This window comes from Bdellovibrio sp. KM01 (assembly GCF_013752535.1).
Classification (GTDB): domain Bacteria; phylum Bdellovibrionota; class Bdellovibrionia; order Bdellovibrionales; family Bdellovibrionaceae; genus Bdellovibrio.
Genome location: NZ_CP058348.1, coordinates 533,926 through 557,533, shown reverse-complemented (window position 1 = coordinate 557,533; position 23,608 = coordinate 533,926). Strand labels below are relative to the sequence as shown.

25 protein-coding genes are annotated in these 23,608 nt (G+C 45.8%); 4 read left to right on the top strand and 21 right to left on the bottom strand.

Features of this window, described 5'->3' with window-relative positions; all coding sequences use genetic code 11:
• Positions 1-57 precede the first annotated feature (57 nt).
• From HW988_RS02845 to HW988_RS02830, 4 genes are all read right to left on the bottom strand, one after another.
• Positions 58-837: a serine protease gene (locus HW988_RS02845; protein WP_142698924.1), complete on the bottom strand. Its 780-nt coding sequence runs from the start codon at positions 835-837 to the stop codon at positions 58-60.
• A 130-nt stretch (positions 838-967) separates the two neighbouring features.
• Positions 968-1,786 carry a serine protease gene (locus HW988_RS02840; protein ID WP_181606136.1) on the bottom strand — a complete coding sequence of 273 codons (819 nt, stop codon included), beginning with the start codon at positions 1,784-1,786 and terminating at the stop codon, positions 968-970.
• 88 nt (positions 1,787-1,874) lie between these two features.
• A complete protein-coding gene (locus HW988_RS02835) occupies positions 1,875-2,117 on the bottom strand; it encodes a hypothetical protein (RefSeq protein ID WP_181606135.1) in 243 nt (80 codons plus the stop codon).
• Positions 2,118-2,120: 3 nt separating this feature from the next.
• Positions 2,121-3,050 carry a DUF2802 domain-containing protein gene (locus HW988_RS02830; RefSeq protein ID WP_255490180.1) on the bottom strand — a complete coding sequence of 310 codons (930 nt, stop codon included), beginning with the start codon at positions 3,048-3,050 and terminating at the stop codon, positions 2,121-2,123.
• A 166-nt stretch (positions 3,051-3,216) separates the two neighbouring features.
• Here HW988_RS02830 and HW988_RS02825 point away from each other — a divergent pair, with 166 nt between their 5' ends.
• A complete protein-coding gene (locus HW988_RS02825) occupies positions 3,217-4,551 on the top strand; it encodes a hypothetical protein (RefSeq protein ID WP_181606134.1) in 1,335 nt (444 codons plus the stop codon).
• A 54-nt stretch (positions 4,552-4,605) separates the two neighbouring features.
• Here the strand turns inward: HW988_RS02825 and HW988_RS02820 are convergent, their stop codons facing one another.
• Entirely contained in the window at positions 4,606-4,977 is a 372-nt protein-coding gene (locus HW988_RS02820) for a hypothetical protein (protein ID WP_181606133.1), read from the bottom strand.
• Between the two features lie 184 nt (positions 4,978-5,161).
• Between HW988_RS02820 and HW988_RS02815 the strand changes: the two genes are divergently transcribed.
• Both HW988_RS02815 and HW988_RS02810 read left to right on the top strand, forming a co-directional pair.
• The gene (locus tag HW988_RS02815) at positions 5,162-6,136 is read left to right on the top strand and encodes a hypothetical protein (RefSeq protein WP_181606132.1); all 975 of its coding nucleotides are present in this window, start codon (positions 5,162-5,164) and stop codon (positions 6,134-6,136) included.
• A 204-nt stretch (positions 6,137-6,340) separates the two neighbouring features.
• The gene (locus HW988_RS02810; protein WP_181606131.1) at positions 6,341-6,745 is read left to right on the top strand and encodes a hypothetical protein; all 405 of its coding nucleotides are present in this window, start codon (positions 6,341-6,343) and stop codon (positions 6,743-6,745) included.
• 48 nt (positions 6,746-6,793) lie between these two features.
• On the opposite strand, the gene HW988_RS02805 is transcribed toward HW988_RS02810, so the two are convergent.
• The 15 genes from HW988_RS02805 to HW988_RS02735 all read right to left on the bottom strand — a co-directional run bounded on the left by HW988_RS02805 (position 6,794) and on the right by HW988_RS02735 (position 20,793).
• Complete coding sequence (locus HW988_RS02805) at positions 6,794-7,996, bottom strand: pyridoxal phosphate-dependent aminotransferase (protein WP_181606130.1); 1,203 nt, start codon at positions 7,994-7,996, stop codon at positions 6,794-6,796.
• Between the two features lie 11 nt (positions 7,997-8,007).
• Entirely contained in the window at positions 8,008-8,490 is a 483-nt protein-coding gene (gene coaD / locus HW988_RS02800; protein ID WP_181606129.1) for a pantetheine-phosphate adenylyltransferase, read from the bottom strand.
• On the bottom strand, positions 8,483-9,082 hold the full coding sequence (gene rsmD / locus HW988_RS02795; RefSeq protein ID WP_181606128.1) for a 16S rRNA (guanine(966)-N(2))-methyltransferase RsmD: 600 nt from the start codon (positions 9,080-9,082) through the stop codon (positions 8,483-8,485). The genes coaD and rsmD overlap by 8 nt, the downstream gene beginning before the upstream one ends.
• On the bottom strand, positions 9,079-9,432 hold the full coding sequence (locus HW988_RS02790; protein WP_181606127.1) for a response regulator: 354 nt from the start codon (positions 9,430-9,432) through the stop codon (positions 9,079-9,081). Before HW988_RS02790 ends, rsmD begins: the two co-directional genes overlap by 4 nt.
• Positions 9,433-9,443: 11 nt before the next feature.
• The gene (locus HW988_RS02785) at positions 9,444-11,444 is read right to left on the bottom strand and encodes a hybrid sensor histidine kinase/response regulator (protein ID WP_181606126.1); all 2,001 of its coding nucleotides are present in this window, start codon (positions 11,442-11,444) and stop codon (positions 9,444-9,446) included.
• The gene (locus HW988_RS02780) at positions 11,365-12,048 is read right to left on the bottom strand and encodes a hypothetical protein (protein ID WP_181606125.1); all 684 of its coding nucleotides are present in this window, start codon (positions 12,046-12,048) and stop codon (positions 11,365-11,367) included. Before HW988_RS02780 ends, HW988_RS02785 begins: the two co-directional genes overlap by 80 nt.
• Entirely contained in the window at positions 12,035-13,495 is a 1,461-nt protein-coding gene (locus tag HW988_RS02775; RefSeq protein ID WP_181606124.1) for a glycosyltransferase family 9 protein, read from the bottom strand. The genes HW988_RS02780 and HW988_RS02775 overlap by 14 nt, the downstream gene beginning before the upstream one ends.
• Positions 13,496-13,551: 56 nt before the next feature.
• On the bottom strand, positions 13,552-15,126 hold the full coding sequence (locus HW988_RS02770) for a glycosyltransferase family 9 protein (protein ID WP_181606123.1): 1,575 nt from the start codon (positions 15,124-15,126) through the stop codon (positions 13,552-13,554).
• Between the two features lies 1 nt (position 15,127).
• The gene (locus tag HW988_RS02765) at positions 15,128-15,739 is read right to left on the bottom strand and encodes a hypothetical protein (protein ID WP_181606122.1); all 612 of its coding nucleotides are present in this window, start codon (positions 15,737-15,739) and stop codon (positions 15,128-15,130) included.
• 1 nt (position 15,740) lies between these two features.
• Positions 15,741-16,796 (bottom strand): tetratricopeptide repeat protein, encoded by a 1,056-nt coding sequence (locus tag HW988_RS02760; protein WP_255490178.1) that lies wholly within the window; start codon positions 16,794-16,796, stop codon positions 15,741-15,743.
• Between the two features lie 144 nt (positions 16,797-16,940).
• Complete coding sequence (locus tag HW988_RS02755) at positions 16,941-17,366, bottom strand: hypothetical protein (RefSeq protein ID WP_181606121.1); 426 nt, start codon at positions 17,364-17,366, stop codon at positions 16,941-16,943.
• A 16-nt stretch (positions 17,367-17,382) separates the two neighbouring features.
• Positions 17,383-17,787: a flagellar export chaperone FliS gene (gene fliS, locus HW988_RS02750; protein ID WP_142698901.1), complete on the bottom strand. Its 405-nt coding sequence runs from the start codon at positions 17,785-17,787 to the stop codon at positions 17,383-17,385.
• A 53-nt stretch (positions 17,788-17,840) separates the two neighbouring features.
• Entirely contained in the window at positions 17,841-19,211 is a 1,371-nt protein-coding gene (gene fliD, locus HW988_RS02745; RefSeq protein ID WP_181606120.1) for a flagellar filament capping protein FliD, read from the bottom strand.
• A gap of 209 nt (positions 19,212-19,420) precedes the next feature.
• Positions 19,421-19,795: a hypothetical protein gene (locus HW988_RS02740; protein WP_181606119.1), complete on the bottom strand. Its 375-nt coding sequence runs from the start codon at positions 19,793-19,795 to the stop codon at positions 19,421-19,423.
• Between the two features lie 164 nt (positions 19,796-19,959).
• On the bottom strand, positions 19,960-20,793 hold the full coding sequence (locus HW988_RS02735) for a flagellin (protein WP_181606118.1): 834 nt from the start codon (positions 20,791-20,793) through the stop codon (positions 19,960-19,962).
• 797 nt (positions 20,794-21,590) lie between these two features.
• Here HW988_RS02735 and HW988_RS02730 point away from each other — a divergent pair.
• Complete coding sequence (locus HW988_RS02730; RefSeq protein WP_181606117.1) at positions 21,591-22,163, top strand: transposase; 573 nt, start codon at positions 21,591-21,593, stop codon at positions 22,161-22,163.
• A 408-nt stretch (positions 22,164-22,571) separates the two neighbouring features.
• Here HW988_RS02730 and HW988_RS02725 read toward each other — a convergent pair whose 3' ends face one another.
• The gene (locus HW988_RS02725; RefSeq protein ID WP_181606116.1) at positions 22,572-23,399 is read right to left on the bottom strand and encodes a flagellin; all 828 of its coding nucleotides are present in this window, start codon (positions 23,397-23,399) and stop codon (positions 22,572-22,574) included.
• Positions 23,400-23,608 lie beyond the last annotated feature (209 nt).

The following is a 23,608-nucleotide window of genomic DNA, read 5'->3' as shown; positions in this document are numbered from 1 at the left end:
AAAAACCCGTGGCTTTTTTACCACGGGCTTCGTTTAAATTGAGTTTAAAGCTCAGATTTATTCAGCGATTGTCGTGTTAATCCACTCAATTGCTGCATTGACTTTGGAATAAACGCCTGGGTAACCCGCGCGTGCACAACCTTTACCCCAGCTTACTACGCCAATAAGGTATGTGTGACCGTCGTCAGCTTTAGAAACCAATGGACCACCAGAGTCACCTTGGCAAGAATCTTTACCACCAGAAGTATAACCAGCGCAGATCATACGATCCGTGATTTTACCAGCGTATGCTTTGTTGCACTCAGCTTGAGTAACCAATGGCACGTCCACTTTTTGCAATTTGTCTGGAAGACCGTAGCTACCTTCTTTAGTTGCGCCCCAACCAGCAGTTGTAGACATAACTTGAGTACCGTCTTCTGGGATCGCGATTTCAGCAGTGTTCAAGTCAACTGGAGTGTAAGCAGAGTTGCCTTCCAATTGGATCAAAGCGAAGTCCCAATCAGTGCCAGGACCTGGGTAACCAGGGTTCGCAACGATTTTAACTGGTTTGAATGTTTCAACGTTTGTCGTGTCTTTTTGGCTCAAAAGACCGATTTTGATCGCTTTGATTGTAGAACCTTTCACACAGTGAGCAGCTGTCAAAACCCAGTTAGGCTTGATCAAAGAACCACCACAAAAATGGCCACCGTATGAACCCTGAAGAGAAACGATATATGGGAATTCGCCTGCAGCTGCTTCCTCGCCGCCAACGATTTTCGCGCCAACTTTTTGCGCTGCCGTGGAAACTGCACCTGTAAATACTAGACCTGCTACTAATAGGTAGTTCAAAACTTTCATGTCCGTGTCCTCTCTCTTTTTGAATCCTTCAAAAATAAATGTGCTTAGACATTGTTCATTGTTTTTCCAGGGGGCTCAAAGGCTAGTTCCAATTTGGGTATTTTCTGTCTTTAGGTCCAGCGCAACTGGACTAAGGTTTAGGAGCAGGCTCCTCTCCTGCCATAGTTTGCTTAATCCATTCGGTCACAGAGTTTACTTTCGCATAGACACCGGGGTAATTCGGTTCGCCACAACCCATGCCCCAGCTTACGATTCCTGCCAATAAAACTTTCTCTTCTGATTTAACCACCAACGGGCCACCGCTATCGCCCTGACAAGAATCTTTCCCGCCAGCCTCCAGACCCGCACACAGCATGCGATCCGTTACATCATATCCAAAGGGTGAGTAAACTTTGTTGCACGGTTCGGCGGGCGATAACGGCACGTCCACCTTGTTCAAAAAGTCAGGCGTTTCACCGTTTGATCTTAAAGTGCCCCAACCTGCAACCGTCGACATGATTTTAGGTGCTTTAGGATCTGTCGGTATCTGGATTTCCTGGGAGTTCATTTCAACCGGAGTGATATTCGACGGTTCTTTCAGCTCGATCAGCGCGAAATCATAATCGTTCGAGAAATACTTTTTCCCCGGATGAACGATGATGCGACCTGGAGCATGAACTTCGGCACCAGTTTCGTTGGTCATCTGATAAAGTCCCACGATCACTAAGTCTGGAACCTTTTTCACACAGTGAGCCGCTGTCAGCACCCATTTTTTATCAATAAGACTGCCACCGCAGTACGCCCAACCTTCTTTATCCTGCAAAGAAACAATCCACGGGAATTCACCGCGCTCCGCTTGCACGCCACCCACGATGTCATGGTTTATTCTTGGTTGAGAAGGTGCTGCCGACAAAGCCGCTTGGCTTGCTACCAATAGAACGGAAAATAGAAGACCCTGGAACGCTCGCATATCTTTCCCCTAGCTGTGGTGATATTGAACGGTAATTACAGTCTTCCGCTGAGCCCTGAAACTCGCAAATAAGTCAGGGTCTTGGATTTCAAATTACACGTTCAAACTTTATTGTGTTGGGATCAAAAATTTGAAATTCAAGAGGATCGGCGCACTTAACTTGTACGCGTACGACTTGGCCTTTTTCCATCGGTTGGCCGGAACGATTGGCAATTCTTAAAAGATTCCCATTAAAATTACAAAGGACGTCTGCGCCCGATTGTTTTTCCTCAACAATCGAGTGAAGGATCTGCCCTTTGGTCAGGGATTTCAAGAACGCGGAATTGGCCACTGATTATTCCAGATCTTTCACAAGATCGATGCGGCGAAATTCAACAGGACGGATATTAGGACCGGTCGCTGCTTGTTTGGTCGCAGCTGGCTTGGTCGCAGCCGCTGGCTTTTTCTCGGTAACAACCGCAGTTGGGGTTGCAGCCATCGGTTTTTCACCCAAGAAATTTTGCGCAATATTATGTGTGACATCAAAAATGCTGGGCGCTTTTTCCGCAGCCGCTTCTTCTTCTTCCACTTCTTGGCAGGCCGCTTTGAAAGCCTCGCCCAGTTTTTTCATCGCATCGTTTTCAGTTTTTGGAACCTCAAACGCCGTGCTGATATCAGAACCCGCTCTTTGTAATGGCTGCAAGAAACTCATGTTGTCGACATCACTGAAATCCTGAGAAGAAGATGCAGCCGTTTCGTCAGCTTCTTCGTTCGCCCACTCCGGCAAGCTATCTTCACAGAACATCAGTTGGTCTTTATTTACTTTTGCAATGAATTCAATTTCGCCGCGGGAAAGATCCACTTGCGAAGCGATCTCGTCAGCACTCAAACCTTGATGCGCCAAACGAGCAGCTTTGACATATTTAATAGTGTTCTGGCGTTCCACAATTTCTTCATGCGGGATACGGTCTTGGAAGATCTTTGCCACTTCCATACTTTTTTGCATGCTTTGATCGATTTTCGCGATCTGTTTTTCAGAGGCTTGAATTTTGGATTGAATGTCTTTTACTTTTTGCTCCAGCAAAGCCGTTAGCTGATTTACTTGAGTCTCCGTACGATCCGACAGATCTTCCAATACGGCGATTTTGCTTTGAAGAAGTTGTAAGCCTTTGCTCAAGCGGGGGTCATCTTTAGCCGGGCGATTCATTCGTACCCATACGCCAACTACGCCAGCCAAAAGAATAACGTTCACCAACAATTGAGTTAAAAACCAAAAGCTCACCATGCCTCCTGATAAAGCGATCCCGGCAACATCTATTGATTCTAGTATTCCCTGGACGGTTCCCACAATGAGACGAAGGTCTGGATTGTCTCAAACCCAGACTGGACTTGGTAAATTTTGAGACGAAGTCGCTTCCTATGCTATTCTGGGCCAAAGGGGAAATGGAAGTATGTTTTTGTCTCTACATAAAAAGGCCTTGTTGCCAATAGTGATGTTGGGCCTTGCGGCTTGCAGCCCGGTGCAATTCGAATCACCTTCTGTGAAAACTTCTAGCACACCTGGAGAGTCGCCAACTCCGACGACGACACCAACGACGTCGCCTACAACTTCTCCGACAACGTCACCAACGACAAGTCCGACTACAAGTCCTACGACTTCCCCGACGACGTCTCCAACGACAAGTCCTACGACGTCGCCAACGACAACTCCAACCACGACGCCGACACCAACTCGTGACGTGACTTACAGTAGTACGGTAGAAGCTTCGAATAATAAATTGGACATCGTATTGGTGCTGGATGATTCCAACTCCATGCTTGCAGACAATCAAAAACTGGCAGCAAAACTTTCAAGCTTTGTATCGACATTGCAATCGACTAAAAATCTTGATTGGCAAATGTGTGTGACAGTGACTCGTGCTCTTCCAACAGGTGCTAGCACAACAGCTTGGGGTGCTTCGGTTTACTGGCAAACTAACAGCGCTTCTCCAAATACCAGCCTGGGCTTGGTTCTTAAACGTGGCACAGCGAACCTTGCAACGATCTTTGCGCAAACCATTAACTATGTGGGCGCGGGATATGTTAACTCGAATGACGAGCGCGCGATCAAAGCCGCTTACCACCACGTTTACAATGGTGACTATCACTACTCTGGCGTAAGCGGTTGCTACCGTGCAGACGCTGCGATTGCTTATATCATTATTTCTGACGAAGACGAACGCAGTATCGGTGGCGATGCTTCTCAGCAATACTATAAAGACGAATACTTCGCGCTGGAAAACGAAGACAAACCACAGGTGTTTGTAGATTACGTAAAGTCGACGTTCGGTGCTAAAAAACGTTTCACGGTGAACTCAATCATCGTTAAACCAGGCGATGCAGCTTGTATGAAATCTCAAGACGCTGCAGGTTCTAAGAGCCACTATGGTGTTCAATACGCTGCCCTTTCAGGTCTGACAGGTGGTGGTATCGGTAGCATCTGTGAAGCTGATTTCGGAACGAACATGAACTTGTTCGTGGATAAAATCGTTGATTCCTTGGGTTCTGTGAATTTGGAATGTACTCCAGTAGGTACGCCGGTTGTTAAGATCACTCCGGCGATGGCGTCATTGAGCTACCGTGTGGTGGGTATGAGCATCGTGTTTGATACGCCAGTTCCAGCTGGCAGCAAAATCGACATCTCGTATAAGTGTGATGCGACTCGCGCGCCAAGCTCTATCGATACTCCGAAAGCCGAGATGAGTTTCTTTGATAAAGTGAAAAACTTCTTCAAGAACTTGTTCTAAGATATTTAAAGCTTAAAACTAAAAACCCCGCCTCATCAGCGGGGTTTTTTTATTTTATTCGCATTTAAGTGCTTTGATAAGATCTCCGGCCTCAACATAAGCCATGTCTTCTTCACCGCCAAAGAAAGCTGTGCTGTAGATTGCATTCACCACAAGTTTGGTCAGAACATCTTTGTTGTTAACCAAGCCATCAACTGTTGTACCTTTGATGTCGTAAGCTTCACCCTCTTGAAAAGAGATCGTCAGACCTGGAAACTGCTTGCCGTACTTACTTAGATCACGAGGATTCATTGAATAAAGAACGCCGACAGAGTCGTCTTTTTGAACGATTTTAAGGTTCATGCGCTCCGTTACTGCGACACACTTTGTCGCTGCGGATGCTGCTGTTGAAGCCAAAAGAACTAAACCAAGTGCCAACGTTTTCATCGAATTCTCCTTTAAAAATCCGAAGTTAGCGTCGTTGGGTTTTATCATCAAGTGAACAGCCAGCAATGTAGAAATTTCACGGTACATTAAGTTTAGATTAATTCTCAGTTTAACCGATTCCGCCATAGACAAAGCTCTAATCCTTTGGGATACGTCACGAACTTTAAAGCAGGGGAATATTTACATGAGAATTTGGGGCTTCTTAGTAATTGCGATCTGTGCACTACAGGTTCATGCAGCTGATGATTGTTCAACCGTTGATGTTCGCGAAAGCCTTCCTGCGGATGTTAAGACCTTCATGACGACTCCTTCTGATCAAGGTGATATCGGTTGGTGCTACGGTTACACAGCCGCTGATATCGTGAGCCAGGCTGTGGGCACTCCGATTTCTGCTCTTCATTTATCAGCGTACTATTCCAGCCAGGTGACTTTGCTTGGAAAAATCGGTCGTGGCGTTGTGAACAAAACCACAACTCCTGAAGGCGGCATGGTCAGCATCGCCGTTAAAAAAATGAATGAATTGGGACACGTTTGCAGAGAAAGCGACATTCCCTCTCAAGGCACCAAAGAAGTTCACATCACTTCCAGAACGACGGTTCATAACGGCATGGCCTATTTGATGAACCGTATGAAAGACGTGCGCAAAGGCACTTGCAACGATCTTTGCCAAAAATCCTTTGAACAATTGGTGGAGGGTTTCTTCCCAGCGACTCCTCCAGCAACAATCAAAAAATATCTTTTGAATAATCGCAATGTCAGCCTTGAAGACGTGGTTTTTTACTTCCTGGACAGCTCTTGCCGTTCTAAATCCATCGCTCTTCGCAATGATTTGGATTACAAAAGTTGGGGCAAGAAAACTCATCCGTTTGAATCCATCAATGATCAAATCGATTGGTTGCTGAATCGTCGCAAACTGATTTCTTTGGAATACGACGCTGCTGAAATCACAGATGTGGGCGGAATCTTTGGTGCGGGTCACGCATCGACGATCGTGGGACGTAAGAAAATCGGCAACGCTTGCTACTATATGGTTCGCAACTCTTGGGGCACTTCTTGCGACTACCGCAAAGGAATCATTTGTTTGAAAGACCAGGGTTCTTATCTGGTTCATGAAAACACCATGAAGAACATGGCTAAAAAATTGGTTTGGATCGATTAATCGAAATAGGCAGCACTATCACCATCGCTGCTATGCGGAACCGCAGCGGTTCCGCATATCGTCATGTAACGAGCTAATGCAGGATTTCCTATTTCACGCAAAGACTTTCTACCTTTGCTAAAGAAGCCTGCGCTTTTTTAAACATGACGTAGCTTAATTCATTTGGCTTTGGACAGCCGCTCTTTGCAAAGATACGATCGAGCCATGAAATTGAATCAGAAAAATATTTTCTTGCTTGATGGAATAGGGGCCGTTTTCAGCTCCACGAGCACCGGGCTCATTCTTCCACAGTTTTTCGAGTGGATAGGACTTTCTGCTATGACCCTTCGCCTTCTAGGTCTCATAGGGTTTGTCTTTGCTGTTTATTCTCTGACATGTTTTTCGTTGGTGAAAAACCCTAAGCCCTCCATGTTGCTTACGATTGTTTTTGCCAACTTTCTTTACTGCGTGCTCGTGCTATCGATTGCGTTACTGTCTTCTGAGTTGTCGACCTTGGGGAAAGCCTACTTCTTTGGAGAGGTTGCGATCATTGCCGGCCTGATTTTCCTGGAAACAAGAGTCTACCGAAATTCATTTGGCCTACGGCGCAAGAAACTTGAATCATTGTAACCAAAACCTGGAATGAGCCCCGTAGATCAGACACGGTAGTCCCCTAATTTAAACCAACTTAGAAACAAATTCTTTCATACGAATCACAGCGCGCTTCATCGTCTCTTCGGAAACGGCAAAGCTTAATCGCATATAGCCATCCATGCCGCATTCCACTCCTGGGACTGTCGCGACAAAGAATTTATCCAGCAAAATATCGCAGAAATCTTTTGATGTACGGATCAGCTGACCTTCATAGGTTTTGCCCAAAACAGATTTGATATCCACCCAGAAATAGAAAGCACCATCGGGTTCTGAAACTTTGAATCCAGGAACAGAACGCAACTCTGCCAGCCCCGCATTTTTACGTGCCGTCAGCTTCGTGACCACTTTTTCAATATCGGCCTCACAGTGTTCAATGGCCTTCATGGCCGCGTGCTGAGAGATACTTGATGGGGAACCCGTTGCCTGACTTTGATAGTCCGCCATGGCTGTGATCAGCTTCTCGGGACCTGCGGCCCACCCGATTCTCCACCCGGTCATGGAATAGGCCTTAGAGCCCCCATTCACCGCTAACGTGCGATCTTTCAGATCCGGAGCCACTTGCAGAATATGGGGCGCCACTTTGCCGCCATCGAAAACCAAGCGGTTATACATATCATCCGAAATGATTGCGACCTGGGGATGTTTTCTAAGAACTTCCGCCAAGGCTTTCAATTCATCTGCGGTATATAGCAAACTTGTGGGATTGCTTGGAGAGCAAAACAGCAAAGCTTTGGTTTTCGCATTGATCGCGTTTTCCAATTGAGCTGGAGTGATTTTGTAATTTTCTTGCTCGCCGCACTCGATAATGCGGGGAACGCCATCTGCGAGCTCCACCATCATCGGGTAACTGACCCAGTAAGGGGCGCCGATGATCACCTCATCGCCAGGAGAGCACAGCATCTGAAGAGCGGCAAAAATAATAAACTTTGCACCTGAAGCCACCGTGATTTCTTTGGTGGAGTAGGCTTGATCAATCTCAAATTTATATTTTTTTGCGATTGTCTGGCGCAATTCGATGGTGCCATTGGCAGCGGTGTACTTGGTTATGTTTTTTTCAATCGCCTCGATGCCCGCTTTGCTGGGAACTTCAAAAGTTGGCCAATCCGGCTCGCCTACTGTCAGGGAAATCACATCGTGCCCCTGTGCCGCTAGCTCCTTGGCTTTGGCCACCAGGAACAACGTGGGAGAGGTCTTCAGGTTTTGGGAGCGCTTTGAAAGTTGCAACATACAACAACGTCCTACTTTTTAAGTTTTTTTGTGATCGCCTCTTTAACTACGTCAGGAACAAATCCCGTCAGATCGCCACCATTCACTGCCAGCTCTTTCACACCTCTGGAAGATATGTAATAGCATTCGGGGCTCGCGAACATCAAAAGGGTCTCGATCTCGGGAGCGATTTTTTTATTAATCTGCGCCATGGTCAGTTCATATTCAAAATCCACAATGGCACGCAAACCACGAATAATAATTTGCGCTTTGTGTTTTTTCATATAATCCACAGTCAGGCCTTCGAAAAAATCGACTCGGACATTTTTTAAATTCGCCAAAGATTGTTCAATCAAAGACTTCCGTTCATCGGCCGTGAACATTGCTTGCTTCTGAGCCGACTGTGCAACCAAAATCACCACTTCAGAATACAGCGGAGCCAGACGATTGATAATATCCACGTGTCCCATGGTGATGGGATCAAAGCTTCCGGGATAGACTGCAATTCTACTCATTGTCGGATTCCTCTTGCTGTGGGACTTGTTCTTGTTCCATCGCACTTTCATGGCAGAACATGCTTAGAATTTTGTCGCCGAACTCTTTCTTGCTATATCTTACCAGAGAACCGTAACGATCTTCCATACGCTCTTTACGTTGGGATTCAATGGCCATAATAGTGTGATTGCCAAAGGCGGCACTGCTGCTTGCAGCCTCCACTACGAAATGAGCCATCTTTTCAGTGAATGGAGGATCTGCAAAAATGATATCAAAAGGTTCACCCGTATACGATTTGAAAAACGCCAACACGTCCATGTTGATAACTTTGTAACTGCTGGCTGGAACTTTCAGTTTTTCAAAATTCTGGCGCGTGATCGCCAGGGACTTGGGGTTCTTTTCCACAAAAGTGCAAAAGCGTGCATCTCGGGATAAAGCTTCAATGCCCAAATTTCCTGTGCCGCAAAACAAATCGGCCACGTTCGCGCCCTCAAGCTGAAACTGCAGTTTATTGAACAGAGTTTCTTTCACGCGATCGGTGGTGGGACGGATATGATCCGCCGAGAATGCCACCAACTGGTGACCACGATATCTTCCCGCAATAATTCTCATGACAACAAATCCTCGGCCATTTTTACAACAGCAAAAATATCTTCGAAAGGTTTTGGAACAAACATCTCAGCTCCCATTTGCAAAGCTGTTTCCATGTTATGTTCTCCAGCAAAAGCCGACATTAATATCACCTTACCGGAACGGTCTGAGCCGATTTCCTTTAAAACTTCTGGGCCGGTCAAGCCTGGCATCAAAACATCCAGAAATACCAGATCCGGAGTGGACTTCTTCCACTGCTCAAGGCCCTCGTTTCCGTTTTCAGCTTCAACGACATCATGTCCTTTCGCACGGAAAGCGCGGGACAAAGAACGGCGGACCAAAGCTTCATCATCAACAATCAGTACCTTCACAAACAAAATCCTTACTTACACGGCAATGTAATCACGAATCGGGCCCCGTTAGGTTGCACCGAATTTAACGTGATGCTGCCCCCAAATTTCTCGATGACCGACTTAGACATACTTAACCCAAGACCGGTTCCATGTCCTTCTTTTTTTGTCGTGAAGAAGGGCTCAAAAATACGCTTTTGAATATCCTCTGCCACCCCTGGCCCCGTGTCCTCAATTTCCAAAACCACCTGATTTCCCGAATGACAGGAGTTGATTTTAAGACGGCCGGGATCCTTCATCGCCTGACACGCATTATTAACCAGATTGAACACCACTTGTTGAATCAAGTGTGGCTCAACGTGCACAGTTTTATCCACAGTTTGCAGTGTCACTTCCAAGCGATGGGTGCGCAGAGCGGATTTCAACATCGGGAGAGTTCTTTCGACTATTTCGTCGATAGAAATATCCTCTGCGGGTTGATCTTCGCCTTTTGAAAAATCCAGTAGGTTTTTAATAATACGTTGCGAACGAGCAGCAGCCTTTTCGATTTCAACCAAATCTGAATAGAGATTGGTTTTCTGGTCTGCTTCCTGCAACAAAACTTGCGTCAATGAACGCAGACCTGTCAGGGGATTATTCAACTCATGAGCAATATTCCCGGCCAGCATCCCGATGGCACCCATTTTCTCGTTCTGTAACATGCGCAAATATAGCTCGCGGGACTGAGTGATATCTACGTATTGATTTACAACATTTGTGGCCTTACCACCGTTATCCAAAACAACGGGATAGCTGTGAACCTGGTAAATACGATTGTCCACTTGAATTTGTCCTACGTGCGGCTGCCCATCTGCCAAAGCCTGAGATGCCGGAGAACCTTCAATCGCCTGGCGCTTGTCTGGAAATCTATCCGAGAATTTCTTATTGGCGCGAATCACACTGTGATCCATGTCCATGATAGCGATGGGATCTCTCATGCCGTCGAAAGTTTTTTCCCAGCGATACGAAAACGCTGAAAGCTGACTGTCCAAAAGAACACGATCCAACGTCATCCCTAAGGGGCGCATGCGATCGGTCATAAATTCTACAAAAGGCGGCATTTCTTTATCATTCAGGGAGTTTTCAACACAAAGGATCGCTTCACCGTTTCCACCCATCAGATGGTTCGTCAAACGCAGCTCCAACGGAACGACATAGGTTTTTGCAAAGGGACGACCAAAATGATTGGCCAGGTGACGAATCAAATCTGCTGACGGCACTTGTGCATTTTTGGGGAACTCAAAATGAGTGGAGGACTCTGACTGAGTCATCGTGCCCAATTGAAAACTGATAAAGTGAGTCTTTGCATTGTCGGTGCGATACACCAGAATAGGGTCCCCGATCTTATGAAACTTACGCAGCTCCTTACGAATGATTCCCAAAACATCTTCAAAGGAGTTTTGATTCGCCAGATCTTTAATGAGCCGCACCAGATTTCGTTCCCGGTTCAGTTTATCGGTTTCCTCTTTATGGGACATCTCGATAAATTGAGTGCGTTCATCAACCAAGCCTTCCAAGGAATGCGTCAAGGCTTCAAGCTCTTTATTCTGTGATGAGGATTCTCTTAACAAAAGAGATCGCGAAAGATAAGTGGAGTGTTTTTCCAGGGCGTCTTCAAGCTGCTGCCAGATTTCTCTTTCAGCCAGCGGCCAGCGGATAAAGCGATAGACTTGGGCTTGATTGATTCCCTGACGAACCTTTTCTTCATTCAATTCATTGGAAATATAAAAGCGCGGTGCCATCGGTTGCAGATGACGAGCTTGAACCAAAAGATCAAAAGCCTCGGAACCACCTTCGTCCTGGACTAAGATCGAGGAAAATTTTTGATTTTGTAAAAGCGAACGGGCTTCCTGAAAAGAAGCCCGTAAGACGATCTCGACTTCCCGTTTTTGAAACGGAAAGAATTGCGGCAGCCTAATTGGCGATACGTTTCCAACCCACAGGATTGGATCTATCTTGTTCGGATTTGAAGTTTGATCCGTTGATGTCCCCATTGAGCGCCTTCTCCAAGTACTGCAAGTGTTCTTTCCACATTTGCAGAACATTGTTTAAATCATACTCCAGGACATCCGCTAAAAGAACAAAATCCTTATTTTCCATTGCACCAAGTGCTTCGGTAACGGTCTTTTTACTTTGCTCTTCTGCGATAGCCCAATTAACTGGACTTGCCACAAGGTAACGGTCGCCCACCAAAACTTTCAAAGACATCACGCTATCGATCAAATATTCACAATTTGATACCAGATCATGAATTGGTTTTAGTAAACCACTCAAACCTTGAGCGCGCATACGCTTGGATAAGTTTTCAGTTTTTCCCATAAGCTCTGGCAGAGAATCAATCCATGCCCGCAAAACATCCAGCACCAGGTCATTGCTGTTTTCCGTCATGTACTCAAGTGTTTCCACATCATTTAGGGAAACCGAACCAAAGCGTGCTTCGTCGGATTCCTTAATTTCCATGCCATTTACGATAAATCTGCAAACGACAGCGTTCGTATCACGAAGATCGTTTTCGATGTCGGCAAAAACTTTGGAAAGATTCGTGTCACCTTGATAAAAATTGCGAAGATCTTCGCCGGATACTTTATAGCGTTCCATCTTTGGCCTCCACTGTCGTGACTTTTTCATCACGAGGAACATAAACACGAAGATGGCGTTTAAAACGCTCATGAACACTCAAAGTTGCTGCTACGATCTCCTCTTGCGTGCCTGGTGCCACACGGATTTTCTCCGCATGATACCAGTCAATCATAGGACGCAACTCCGGTACGATCCGGCTAATTGACTTAATAACATCTTCGCCGCCGTCAATAAAGGGAGCGACGGCTTCCACACCTTTTTCATGAATCAAAGCAAACTGGCTCATCATGAAGTCATTGATTTCATCCAATTTCATGGCACCTTCAATGATTTCAATACGTTCCGCCACAGGGAATTGACCGCCCAAATACAGGGCTTGAACTAAATTCCAGGCAAACTCTTTTTCAGCCGACTCAACCTTGGTATAACTTGCAAGGCCGCCCGTGCGCATGATCAGTTCTGGATCTGCATTTCCTTCCAACAGCTGAGCGATGATTTCACCGATGCGCTCTGGAGCGACATCCTGACCTTCCTCAACTCGGTAAATTAAACCCAAAGTCGCTTTAGGACCTGTTTCCCAGAAATTCACATTTCCGATACTGATATTCAATGTCGGAGTATCCGTTAGAGAAGCCATGTGAATCGGAGCACTGTCGCACCCGATCAGCAATTCAGAGCGCTTAAGAACTGTGAACAGTTCATTCATGCGCGTTTTGCCAACCAAGTTGGTGATCGCTGCATTTGGAGCGGCCGCAATAATTTCATTCGCGATTTCAACTTCATTTGGAGCACCGATCAAAACGATAGGCATCCCCTGATAACGACGATTGAAGTAGTCAATAGCTCGGCCCCAAGCATCCGGAGTCAGGGCTTTGTGTTTCTCACTCGCACCCACGTGCACCGTTAAATACAGCTGAGGCAAATCAAAATTCAATTCTGGCATTTCAGGCGCTTCCCAGTCTTGCTCGGTGTATTCTGTACCGATCATCGACGCAAAGATATCAGCGATGTGCACGCGATTCGGTTTATTGATTCCCACTTGCGCATAGAAATATGCACTGACCTCATCTGCCGCACAGAAAAAACCGTCCCTGAAGCGCGTATAGCCCAGCACCGTCGTGTGTGGCATCGTTAAAGCATGAGTCAAATAGCTCGAAAATGGTGAAAACGTCAGATTGATAATCTGATCATAGTTTTCCGCACGAACTTGTTCGACAAACTCTTCCATGCGATTCAGAGATTCTTCCAAGTTTACATTTTCATTTACCAGCGGCATCAGAATATGCCCGCTTGGCAAAGTCAGATGCTTATCGATAGCCGTCAAGCCCTCAACTGCACCTTCAAAACGTGGACGAGTCAAAAAATGAATCTCGGCATCAGGATACATGCGGCGAACCGCGCGAACCGCCGGCCAAGACATATAGATATCACCTAATCTAGCGAGTTGCTGAATGAGAATTTTCATCTTTAATCTGTTCCTTCGCTAGTTCTGCAACGAGTTTAATTGTTTCAGCTTCTTGGTTATATGGCTGCGTCTTCACGATCTCTTTGTAAGCTTCTTCCAGCCTCTTCAAAGCCATCGATAGATAATTGTCCAATTCCTGCTGCATAATAGGCCCCTTCCTTGAGAACTATTTCTAAAGAGTGAATGAACTGACCTCGCGACTGCAGAAGTTCGCGAACTTCCGCAAGAGCTGTCTGCATTTTCTCATGAAATTGCAACGTGCTGGAAAAGCGAGTCATCAGATTTTCGACGACCGACTGGAAATACCCAGCCACATCTTTTTTTGATTTAACAATATCTTGAGCCGTCAGGATAAATTCGCCGATATCCTGGCTTTTCAATACAGTCTTTGCCGCAATTTCCTTACGGGATGGGAAAGACGATTCCAAAGCCTGCAACCAAGTGTCGTATTGAGTTTGCAACCGGCGCGCCTCCACCAATACCTGGCTCAAATTTGCTTTGGAGAATGTTTCAGAGAATTGCAAAGCAGTTCTGGCATAGCTCAAAACTTGAGACTGTGAGCCGCCATCAAGCTGCAGGGACCACGATATTTTTTCAATATCGCGAATCGAAACCGTAGATACCGAAGTCTTTTTGCTTAGTTTATCCCAAACTGCCGCAAAAACCTGATCCACAGTGATCTGTTCCGCACAAGTTTGGGATTTTTGCGAACAAGCCTGAGAATGCGAACATGGTGCACACGGTACCTGCGCACTCAATATTTCTGTCGCCACAGAATAAGCAGCGGTTTTTGTCCAGTCACTGCTTCCCAAAACGATCTCAACGGTTGGCACGCCCCATTGGGATGCCAAATGCTTGATGCTGGTATCACCAGTCACCAAAAGGCAAGACTGCTTAAGCACTTCCCGGGCTCCCATCAAATCGCAAGCGATCAAATCAGAGTCTGCAAAATATGCCTTAAGAGATTCTTTTTCAAAGGGAGCGCAAAGAACCTTCACTTTATAGTCTACCAGGGAAGATTCGATGGTCTCTTTAAGCTTCTTGAAGTTGTTCAATCCCCAGTTCTTTTTCGTATCACTTGTCAGACATTGAAACAGAACCTGTTTGGATTTTGCTGCTGGCATGGCCGCGGTTTTTTGCACAGGCAAGTCAAAGGACTTTCCTAAAAGCTCCACATAATGGAACAAGGACGGCTGCACTCCCGAAAAACGATCATTGAAATAGCGAAGCCAAGGATTTTCCAATCCTTGGAATTTACCTTCAGAATGGTGAAGGCCTTTTTTCATCGGTACTTGCAAGGCCCCCAACAAATAAGCACTGAGCTTATTATGCGTGAAGTTTAAAACCTGCTGATAGTTTTCGGCATTTAAAGTCTGCACCAATTGATCCAACTGGTGATGAGACCACAAGATATTGAAAGACGCCTCGCCCAGGCCACGTTGTAACAAGTCTCGATCAAAAAAGTGATACTTATCAACTAAACCAGTCAGCAATCCCTCTACGTGAGAGAACTGACGATTGATTAACAAATGGATTTGCGCCTGAGGATTCTTTTCACGCAACGCCTTTAAAAGAGGTTGCTGCTGAATAATATCTCCCAGACGTAAAAGCGAGACGACCAGTATCTTCATTCTATTTTACCAATTCTCCCAGCATACGGAAGATTTGCTTTTTTTCTTCTGCTACCTGGGACCCCTCAACTACCGGCAAGATATCCTTGATCGAAAGAAGAGTTGTGTTTTGGAAGTACAAAGACTTCATGTTCATTTGCAGATCTTGAAGGTGGTATTTCACGGCTTCAACCGTACGCCCCGTCAAGTGACCAAAGAACTCGGAGAACAGATCCATCTGCTCGCCCCAAGATTCTCTGAAAGAAACCACGTAAGCGCGTGTCGCAACCACGTCTGCATAAATATCATTTTTCATCAATTCCTGAACATTATCAGCGATCACGATTTGCACGCGCTCTGCTAATTCAGGAAATTGAGATCTGAAAACTGGAATCAATGAGGCACGGGAATCAACCACTGTGATTTGCACGTCCTGATCCAAGTCCGCCAAGGCTTCAATATGAAAGCCTGAACCCAAACCGATCACCACAACATGAGAAGAAGGAATAGGCCCCAAAGAGTAAGCCCACTTCAAAGCTTCCTCACGAGGTTGAGTGATATTCGCAAGCGGCGTACCCGCCTCGAAAGAAATAAGGGACGACTCATGGTTTTCTGAGAAAGTGATCATAGACATTTTATGCTGCCTTTACTGAGGGTGTGATTTTCTTTTTAAGATCTCTAACTTCGCGGTGATCGGGGTTCCACAAAAGAACACGTTCGATCTCGAGCAATGCTTGATCCATTTGGCTTGCCGTGCAGAACAAATTAATTAAAACCAAAGACATATCTTCATCTTGCTCTACTTGAGCCAAATATTCTTCCAAAGCTTCGATGGCCTTTTGCAATTGGCGATCGCGCAGACCCCAGTTGGCAGCCAAGTGAACCGCTGTACGATTTTTCTTATTGATATCCAGAGCGGCGTCGATATTTGCCCAAGCCAGTTCTGAGTCACCGAATTGGTGATGAACCATCGCTAAGCCTACCCACGCTTTGTCATTCTGAGGATTGATTTCAACAGCTTTGCGGAAGCAGTACAAAGATTTATCAAAGTCCCCGCGTTGCACTTCCAATGTTCCGAAATTCACCAACAACACATCGGATGTTGTATTAATAGTATAAGCTTTGTTGTAGTATTCCTCGGCGCCGTCGAAGTCGCCCTGACGAACATAGATATTACCCATGTTTTTATATACTTCGAAAAGCTGATCATCTTCCTCAGTCAACACTGACAATGCTTCAAAGTATTTTTCCAAAGCTTGTTCATCACGGCCCATTCTATACAGAGCGTGAGCCAACCAAGCCAGGCTTTCAAAGCCATAGTCCACCTTATTCCAGGCATTCAATGCGACCAGGGCTTCATCATGCTTTCCGATTTTTTCAAGACAACGAGACAACATACTCAGTGTCGCAGAATTTTTTGAATCGATGTTACATGCTTGGCGCAACAGATTCAGGGCAAGGTTGTACTCACCATGTTTGCTAAGCACATCTGCATTTTGCAGATACTTGGAAACACGGGGGTCGGTATTCATTTGTGTTTTGTTATTTGTGGTTTCTGATTCAAAGTCAGCGAGTGCTTGCACAGAATCGAAATAGACTCTTCCAGAGCTTTCCTGAAAGTTCTCAACTGAAGTATTCACTTCGGTATTTTCACTGGACTTTTGAACGAACTGATTTTCCAACATCTGCATGGATCTCCTCCGAAGAAACAGAAGAGCAACACAGATGCCAAGTCTAAAGATGCGATTATTTCAAGTTGAGGCAAGTTCAGCTCAGGAGTTTGACTCCCAGACCGTCCTTGCCGTCAGCTTTTTGTCGGGAAAAAATTGCCTAGTCTAGGCTTCTTCGTCCAAACGCTGGGTGAAGATCTTGGATTTATAGCCACCAATTGCTTTACGGTTGCGACGAACATCCTGCAACTCGCGGATGATGGAATTTTTTGCCATCTCGATGCAAGCCAACACTTGGATATCTTGCTCGATAATGCGAGAGACGTATTCGTCCTTAATCGTTAAAGCTTCTTTGATCTGCTGGCGATCGCTCTGCACCATAACAGTATCAGCGCTCATTTCGTTCTGAGCTCTGTCGATTTGCGAGTCTACATACTTAAGAACATCCAGAATTTTCTCACGCGTCTGATAAAAGCTCTGCAAATTGTCGAACAAACCTTGCGCGAAGTTCGCAAGTTCCACCTCGTTCAATGAATAGAACTTTTCGAGGTAATGATTTTTTTCGTTCAACAGGCTGATGATTCTGGTCACGTTACCCTCCATGGTATTAACCCGCTTTCTTTCCGTCGTCTGATTCTTTTTTGAGTTTTTCTACGGCTTGCACCCAGCCATCATACAAAGTATTTAGCAACTTCAAATTCGCATGAAGTGGTGCTGCGTCTCCGCTGATGTTCGCTTTGGTATATTGTTCCATCATGAACATATAAAGTTGTTCCAGCTGGTTTGCCACGTCGCCGCCGACTTTATGATCAAGAGTATTGTTTAATTCCATGATGATATCGAAGGCTCTGCCGATATTCTGCCCACGATCCGCGATCTTTTTCTCTTCAATAGCTTTGACGGCAAGTTTGGTAAACTTGATAGCACCCTCATAAAGCATCAAAAGGATCTTTTCCTTGCTGGCACTTTGCACTGAAGTCTGTTTGTATTTCTGATACGCGTTCTTGTTCATCGTTTCCTCTTTGGTTCCTGACCGTTCAACGTTCACTTAGCTTATTAAACTAACTATCCACCCTGGCGGGCCATCGCTGCGAACTTCGCCTGCTGAGCCTGCATTTCCGACATCTTAGTTTCCAGGTTGGCAAACTTCTGACGAAGCCCATCTTCCTTTTTCTCTAACTGTCGTTCTTTGTTATCGATACGCTGATCAATTTGTTTGATCTGCGACTCGAGTCCTCTTTTACGGTTGGCCAAGCCACCGTACTCACCGTTCGTTAAACTTTGAACGGTCTGCTTAATCACATTGGCAAAACCCGTTTTAAAGCCGTCGCCGCGGAAAAATGCAGCAACGCCCACCGGATTTGAATTCAGTACTTTGTTGAACTTATCCTGGTTCAACTCCAGCATCCCGTTTCGATTAAACGTGATGCCCATCTCATTGATCTGACGAATAGGTGATTCCACCCCTTGCACCGGATTCAAAATCGCACTACGCAACGAACTTTCAATCGTCCTTAATAGTCCATCACCACCCAGAGGCCCCAGCTTAGGATTTCCGCCTTTTTCACCGCCCTGGAGCTGATGCTGCTTTTGGATAAAACCCAAAGCCGCATTATAGGCATCAACGAAACCTTTTACTTTGCCACCAATGGCTTCCAGGTTTTCCTTCACCGTCATGTGAATCGTTTTACCTGGAGCTGCAGATTTCAAATCCAGCACCACGCCTGGAATCAAATCTTTGGCTTTATTCTCCGGAAGCTCGATTTCAAAGCCGTCAACTTTCACTTTCGCATTCTTAGAAGCGCGGGACTGATCAAAGTACATGTCCTGATCGCCATCCAAGAGATAGATTTTTGGGAATGTCACCTGGTGGTCATCACCAGTCGCCATCCCTGAAACCAAAAGTTTAAACGGGTTCTCTTTATCTTTACGATCCTCAAGAACCTGAGCTTTCAAACCCACGTCAGCGTTATTAATCTGATTCGCGGCACCCTCCAGAGTCGAATTCTTCCCTGTGATGTAAACTTCCTTAGTGCCTTCGGGCGTTTCAAACTTTATATATCCCGTACCAATTTGCGTTTCATTTTTATCAGGAAAGCCGTTGGAAATAGCTGCCGGCTTTTCCGCAAGCGAAACTACTTCAACCGAGTACTCACCTGGTACCGCGTTATTCGGATCAAGTTGACCGTCCACAACGGACGTATCACTTGAAGTAAATTTCTTATCCGCAAAACCGCGCACATTCGTCAGATCGGAAAGGTTTTTATTAATATCCAAAACCTTGCTCTCGAGATCTTTTACAAGCTTAAGCTTTTCATCCTTCTCGGTCTTCTTAGTTTCCATCTGCTTCACAGGAATACGCTCAGCTTCCATCAGCTGCTCGACGATATTTGGTGGTAGCCCAGAGGCCATGCCTGTAATTCGTATTCCTGCCATGAAACAATCGTCTCAAATTCATACAGTGAACGTGAGTCAATTAAATGTCCGTCGAAAGGCCCAGTGGCTGCGGATTTAAGTGTCTGCTGCAATATAAGCAGGATAAATTTTGACATCCCCCTCTGGAGCTGGACCAGAAGCTGGGAATCAAATGCTATTCGGATTTAAAATTATGAAGAGATCGCAAAGCCGCCGGCTTTGATGTCCAGTTAAGCGGAACGTTTTAGGAGTTGGCCACGAGGAGAATCATCACTTGGTAAAGTCCACAATTCTGCTTCGGGAATACGACGAATCAAAGTACCAAGATTGTCTCTGACCATAACGAAATTCTCCCCGCCAATATCTTCAAGTTCCACCGTCCATCGGTGCTCCTTGAAAGCAGGAAGTTTACGCAGATGTTCCATCGAAGCTTCAAGTTGCTCCTCTGACATCGGCGGTTTCTGTTCTTGTTGTTGCTGTTGATAGGATTCTTGCCCGTTGGCGTCTCGATCGTGGGCACTGTCGGATTGAATCGCCCGGCCCGTTCGGTCTATCGACTTCACATCGCTTGGCTGTATGGTGGGAATCAATCCTTTGATATTCATGAGGATCTTATCGGCATTTTTTGACTAAACTTAAACAGCTGGACTTTAGGCTATTCCCAAGTCCCCTCTCTAAGTACCCCAGGGAAAACTATCATAAAACTTTCCCTGGGTAGGTTGGTACCGGAAGAGCACGGAGGCGCTCTCCCAGGTCAAACTTTTATTAATTAGCCAATTAGTTTCAATGCTGCGCCCGGCATTTGGTTCGCCTGAGCAAGAACACTCGTGTTAGCTTGTAGCAACACTTGGTTTTTTGCTTGGTCAGCTGAAGCTGCTGCGATGTCTGTATCACGGATACGAGAGTTCGCGGCAGAAATGTTCTCATGTTGCACACCCAAGTTGTCGACAGTTGATGTCAGACGATTTTGAAGGGCACCAAGATTTGCGCGATAACCGTTCACTTTAGTTTGAGCGCTGTCGATTTTCTCAAGAGCTTCTTGAGCACCCGCTTTAGAGCTGAAATCGAAACCGTCAATACCTAGAGAAGCTGTTGTTGCGTCTGTCTCACCTGCGTTGAAGGAGATACGGTCCGCAAAGTCATCATTACCGATACCTACTTGGAAGTCATACTTGTCGCCAGAACCATCAAGTAGTTTAGTAGTACCAAATTTAGTAGATTGAGTGATACGTTGAGACTCAGCTTTCAATTGTTGAACCTCTTTATCAAGGAAGCCACGCTCTGTATCACCGATAGTATCAGAAGAAGCTTGTACTCCCAACTCACGCATACGAGTTAAGATGTTGGAAACTTCAGACAAACCACCCTCAGCAGTTTGCACCATTGAGATACCATCATTCGCATTTCGTTGTGCTTGGCTGTAAGATCTGATTTGCGACTTCATACCTTCAGAGATTGCCAAGCCGGCAGCATCATCTGCAGCTTTGTTGATGCGCGATCCAGAAGACAATTGCTCCATGGATTTACCGATAACACGTTGAGAACCTTGTAGAGTTCTTTGTGCATTTACCGCTGCGATATTAGTTGAAATTCTCATTCCCATTTGGGACCCCCATAAATATTTGGCCGCCTTATACCTACTTAGGCTGACCGGTTTAACACGTCGGGACTCTACGTTGGTCTCGGTACCCTGCAATCGAGTTTTCGTCAGGCAGTCACACCCTTCGAAGCTCTCAAGTACTTTCGACTTCGGTATCGTCGTTGCTTCTGACATACCTTTCGGCGAGGTCTGGAAAGGCTTTAGTCGCGTCCTGTAAAACTAGACCATCATCTAGCTTCAACTAGACCTTCGTATTGAAAACCAGCCCTTCCTCGCGTTTTTTTCAATACCAAGGTCCAGGAAAATCCCCGACGCCACAAACGTCTAACAGACCTTTGGAAAGCAAAGTGATCCCAAGACATTTAGATAAGAAGAAGTGAAGTACTTCACATGGAGCGATTCTCGAGTGAAGCAACTTCAAGACGTAAGAACTGCAGAATGAAAAGACATTATTCTGTGAATGAAGAGGAAACGTTTCTCGATTGAACTACAAAATTATTGGGAATACAGGAACTCATGGAGGAGCTTAGCGCGAATGCACGAAGTCGCCGCCTGACTTTGAACGAATATATTGAGGTGTCGTGCAAATGATTCGAGGGCTACTGAGGGAGGGTACCGGTCATGACGAAACTTTGTCAGAATGAACGAGAATTTAGATCTGAAAGCAATAATGTCGTCATAATATGCTGTTCGTGGAACTTTCCGTCACTCGGACCACGCAATGATTTCTATAAAAGACAGTGCATTTGATCCTCTCCCAAGAATTGCATCCTACCCTTTCATCCCTGGGGGTATCGGTCATGATGAAACAACCATCTTTTCTATCACTCACAGTTCCTTGGCAACATCGCTACTGTCACGGGGGCACCTTACGAAAGACATCAAAAGGAAGAGGATCGCGCCCCCTATCCACAAAGGATCCGATTCATTTAGTACTAAAGATCAACAAATCGACAGTCCGTGGCGGCCTCCGCAATCGATATGCTTTCAAACTGATGACAGCTCTAATTAAAAGATATTCCCTGAAGTTCTTTATTAAGATCGAGCAGTTTTCGATTCAAAACGACCATGTTCATCTATTAATCCGTGGAAGCCGCCGCTCCAAACTCCAAAGCTTCCTCCGGGTGCTGCCAGGACAATTCGCTCAGAACATGACCGATACCCCCGAAACCACGAACGAAGGTAAAAAAGACAGAAGAGAAAAGATCTGGAAATATCGTCCATTCACCCGGATCGTAAAGGGCTTCAAACCCTATCAAATAGTACGAAACTACATCCAACTAAACGAATGCGAAGCCAACGGCCGCCCCTACTCAAAAACCCGCCTAAGAGGCCTAACCCAAGAACAACTAATAGAACTCTGGAACAACTGATTGAAGGAAGGAAGGAAGGAAGGAAGGAAGGAAGGAAGGAAGGAAGGAAGGAAGCGAGCGACGAAGGCGCAAGCCAAAAGAAGTTCGAATCTAGCAAAGGCGAATCAAAAAGGTTCGAGTGCAAGGCGGAGGTGACGAGCTGCCACGTAGGCGTACTCCAAGTACGCCGGAGAGCAAGTTCGACGCCGACAACGCAGCAATCGAGCCTTTTTCATTCGCCCGCCGTGCAGGGCAATGACCGGCCCGAACCCCAAAACGCAAAATCCCACGAGACCCTCTAGAGGGCCCCGTGGGTGGGCTGAAATGAAGTAGTTTTTGTGGGCGACTACTCCAGAGGGAGATTTATCCCGGAGTCCCCCTCGCAACTTGAAGGAACTTTATTTTATATAAACGAGGTTCTACTTTCTATTAGCCAACTAGTTTCATAGCTACGTTTGGTAGCTGATTGGCTTGAGCCAGAACCGATACCGCTGTGTTTTGCAGAATGTTGGCAGAGGCCATTTCTGACGTTTCTTTTGCGATATCTGTGTCACGGATACGAGAGTTCGCAGCAGACAAATTCTCGTAGGAAATATCTAAGTTACTTACTGTGGATTCCAGTCGTGATTGGGTCGCACCGAAGCCGGCGCGCATCTCACTGACTTTCACCAGAGCTTTATCGATATCTTCTAATGAAGAGCGGGCTCCACTTTTCGAGTCCATATCGATTCCGTCGATACCAAGATTACTTGCAGAAGCATCGGCATCGAAGGTTACTTTAATCATATTATCATCTCCGGCATTGGCGCCGACTTGGAACTCCAGCTCACCGCCAGATCCATCGAGAAGTTTACGATTACCAAACACTGTGGTCTTGGCAATACGATCGGCCTCTTGGAGAAGTTGTTGGGTCTCTTTATTTAGGAATCCACGCTCTGTTTCACCGATAGTATCGGAAGCGGATTGAACTCCTAGCTCACGCAAACGAATCAGGATATTGGAGATCTCATTCAGACCACCCTCACCTACTTGCGCAAAGGAAATCGCGTTGTTCGCGTTATTTCTCGCGGCAGCAATACCTTTTAATTGTCCTTTGAAGTTTTCTGAGATCGCCAAACCTGCGGCGTCGTCAGCAGCATTTACGATACGGGAACCTGAAGCAAGAGCTTGAGCAGAGTGCTCAGTTCTTTTTTGTTGCGTGGACAATACACGCTGAGCAGCGATAGACGCTGTATTTGTCGCAATTCTTAAGCCCATTACATTCCTCCTCGGGATATGTTTGGATCATAAGACGCTGTTTTTTTGAGGGATAAAGATTGCACTGTGGTCGCACCACTTACCTGCAGAACACCTTTGAACCCGACAACGTACTATGATCGATTGTTTGTTTCGTTCAAAAAACTTTAAATTTTTAAATACAAATATTTTTAAGTTGGAGCAGGTCTCCCGCAGCATGGGTGACTGAC

What these genes read in the sequence shown, in the direction of transcription:
- HW988_RS02845 (WP_142698924.1), bottom strand. Translation starts at nt 837, where the DNA reads ATGAAAGTTTTGAACTACCTATTAGTAGCAGGTCTAGTATTTACAGGT.
- HW988_RS02840 (WP_181606136.1), bottom strand. Translation starts at nt 1,786, where the DNA reads ATGCGAGCGTTCCAGGGTCTTCTATTTTCCGTTCTATTGGTAGCAAGC.
- HW988_RS02830 (WP_255490180.1), bottom strand. Translation starts at nt 3,050, where the DNA reads ATGGTGAGCTTTTGGTTTTTAACTCAATTGTTGGTGAACGTTATTCTT.
- HW988_RS02825 (WP_181606134.1), top strand. Translation starts at nt 3,217, where the DNA reads ATGTTTTTGTCTCTACATAAAAAGGCCTTGTTGCCAATAGTGATGTTG.
- HW988_RS02820 (WP_181606133.1), bottom strand. Translation starts at nt 4,977, where the DNA reads ATGAAAACGTTGGCACTTGGTTTAGTTCTTTTGGCTTCAACAGCAGCA.
- HW988_RS02815 (WP_181606132.1), top strand. Translation starts at nt 5,162, where the DNA reads ATGAGAATTTGGGGCTTCTTAGTAATTGCGATCTGTGCACTACAGGTT.
- HW988_RS02810 (WP_181606131.1), top strand. Translation starts at nt 6,341, where the DNA reads ATGAAATTGAATCAGAAAAATATTTTCTTGCTTGATGGAATAGGGGCC.
- HW988_RS02805 (WP_181606130.1), bottom strand. Translation starts at nt 7,996, where the DNA reads ATGTTGCAACTTTCAAAGCGCTCCCAAAACCTGAAGACCTCTCCCACG.
- coaD (WP_181606129.1), bottom strand. Translation starts at nt 8,490, where the DNA reads ATGAGTAGAATTGCAGTCTATCCCGGAAGCTTTGATCCCATCACCATG.
- rsmD (WP_181606128.1), bottom strand. Translation starts at nt 9,082, where the DNA reads ATGAGAATTATTGCGGGAAGATATCGTGGTCACCAGTTGGTGGCATTC.
- HW988_RS02785 (WP_181606126.1), bottom strand. Translation starts at nt 11,444, where the DNA reads ATGGGGACATCAACGGATCAAACTTCAAATCCGAACAAGATAGATCCA.
- HW988_RS02780 (WP_181606125.1), bottom strand. Translation starts at nt 12,048, where the DNA reads ATGGAACGCTATAAAGTATCCGGCGAAGATCTTCGCAATTTTTATCAA.
- HW988_RS02775 (WP_181606124.1), bottom strand. Translation starts at nt 13,495, where the DNA reads ATGAAAATTCTCATTCAGCAACTCGCTAGATTAGGTGATATCTATATG.
- HW988_RS02770 (WP_181606123.1), bottom strand. Translation starts at nt 15,126, where the DNA reads ATGAAGATACTGGTCGTCTCGCTTTTACGTCTGGGAGATATTATTCAG.
- HW988_RS02765 (WP_181606122.1), bottom strand. Translation starts at nt 15,739, where the DNA reads ATGTCTATGATCACTTTCTCAGAAAACCATGAGTCGTCCCTTATTTCT.
- HW988_RS02760 (WP_255490178.1), bottom strand. Translation starts at nt 16,796, where the DNA reads ATGCAGATGTTGGAAAATCAGTTCGTTCAAAAGTCCAGTGAAAATACC.
- fliS (WP_142698901.1), bottom strand. Translation starts at nt 17,787, where the DNA reads ATGAACAAGAACGCGTATCAGAAATACAAACAGACTTCAGTGCAAAGT.
- fliD (WP_181606120.1), bottom strand. Translation starts at nt 19,211, where the DNA reads ATGGCAGGAATACGAATTACAGGCATGGCCTCTGGGCTACCACCAAAT.
- HW988_RS02740 (WP_181606119.1), bottom strand. Translation starts at nt 19,795, where the DNA reads ATGAATATCAAAGGATTGATTCCCACCATACAGCCAAGCGATGTGAAG.
- HW988_RS02735 (WP_181606118.1), bottom strand. Translation starts at nt 20,793, where the DNA reads ATGGGAATGAGAATTTCAACTAATATCGCAGCGGTAAATGCACAAAGA.
- HW988_RS02730 (WP_181606117.1), top strand. Translation starts at nt 21,591, where the DNA reads ATGATGAAACAACCATCTTTTCTATCACTCACAGTTCCTTGGCAACAT.
- HW988_RS02725 (WP_181606116.1), bottom strand. Translation starts at nt 23,399, where the DNA reads ATGGGCTTAAGAATTGCGACAAATACAGCGTCTATCGCTGCTCAGCGT.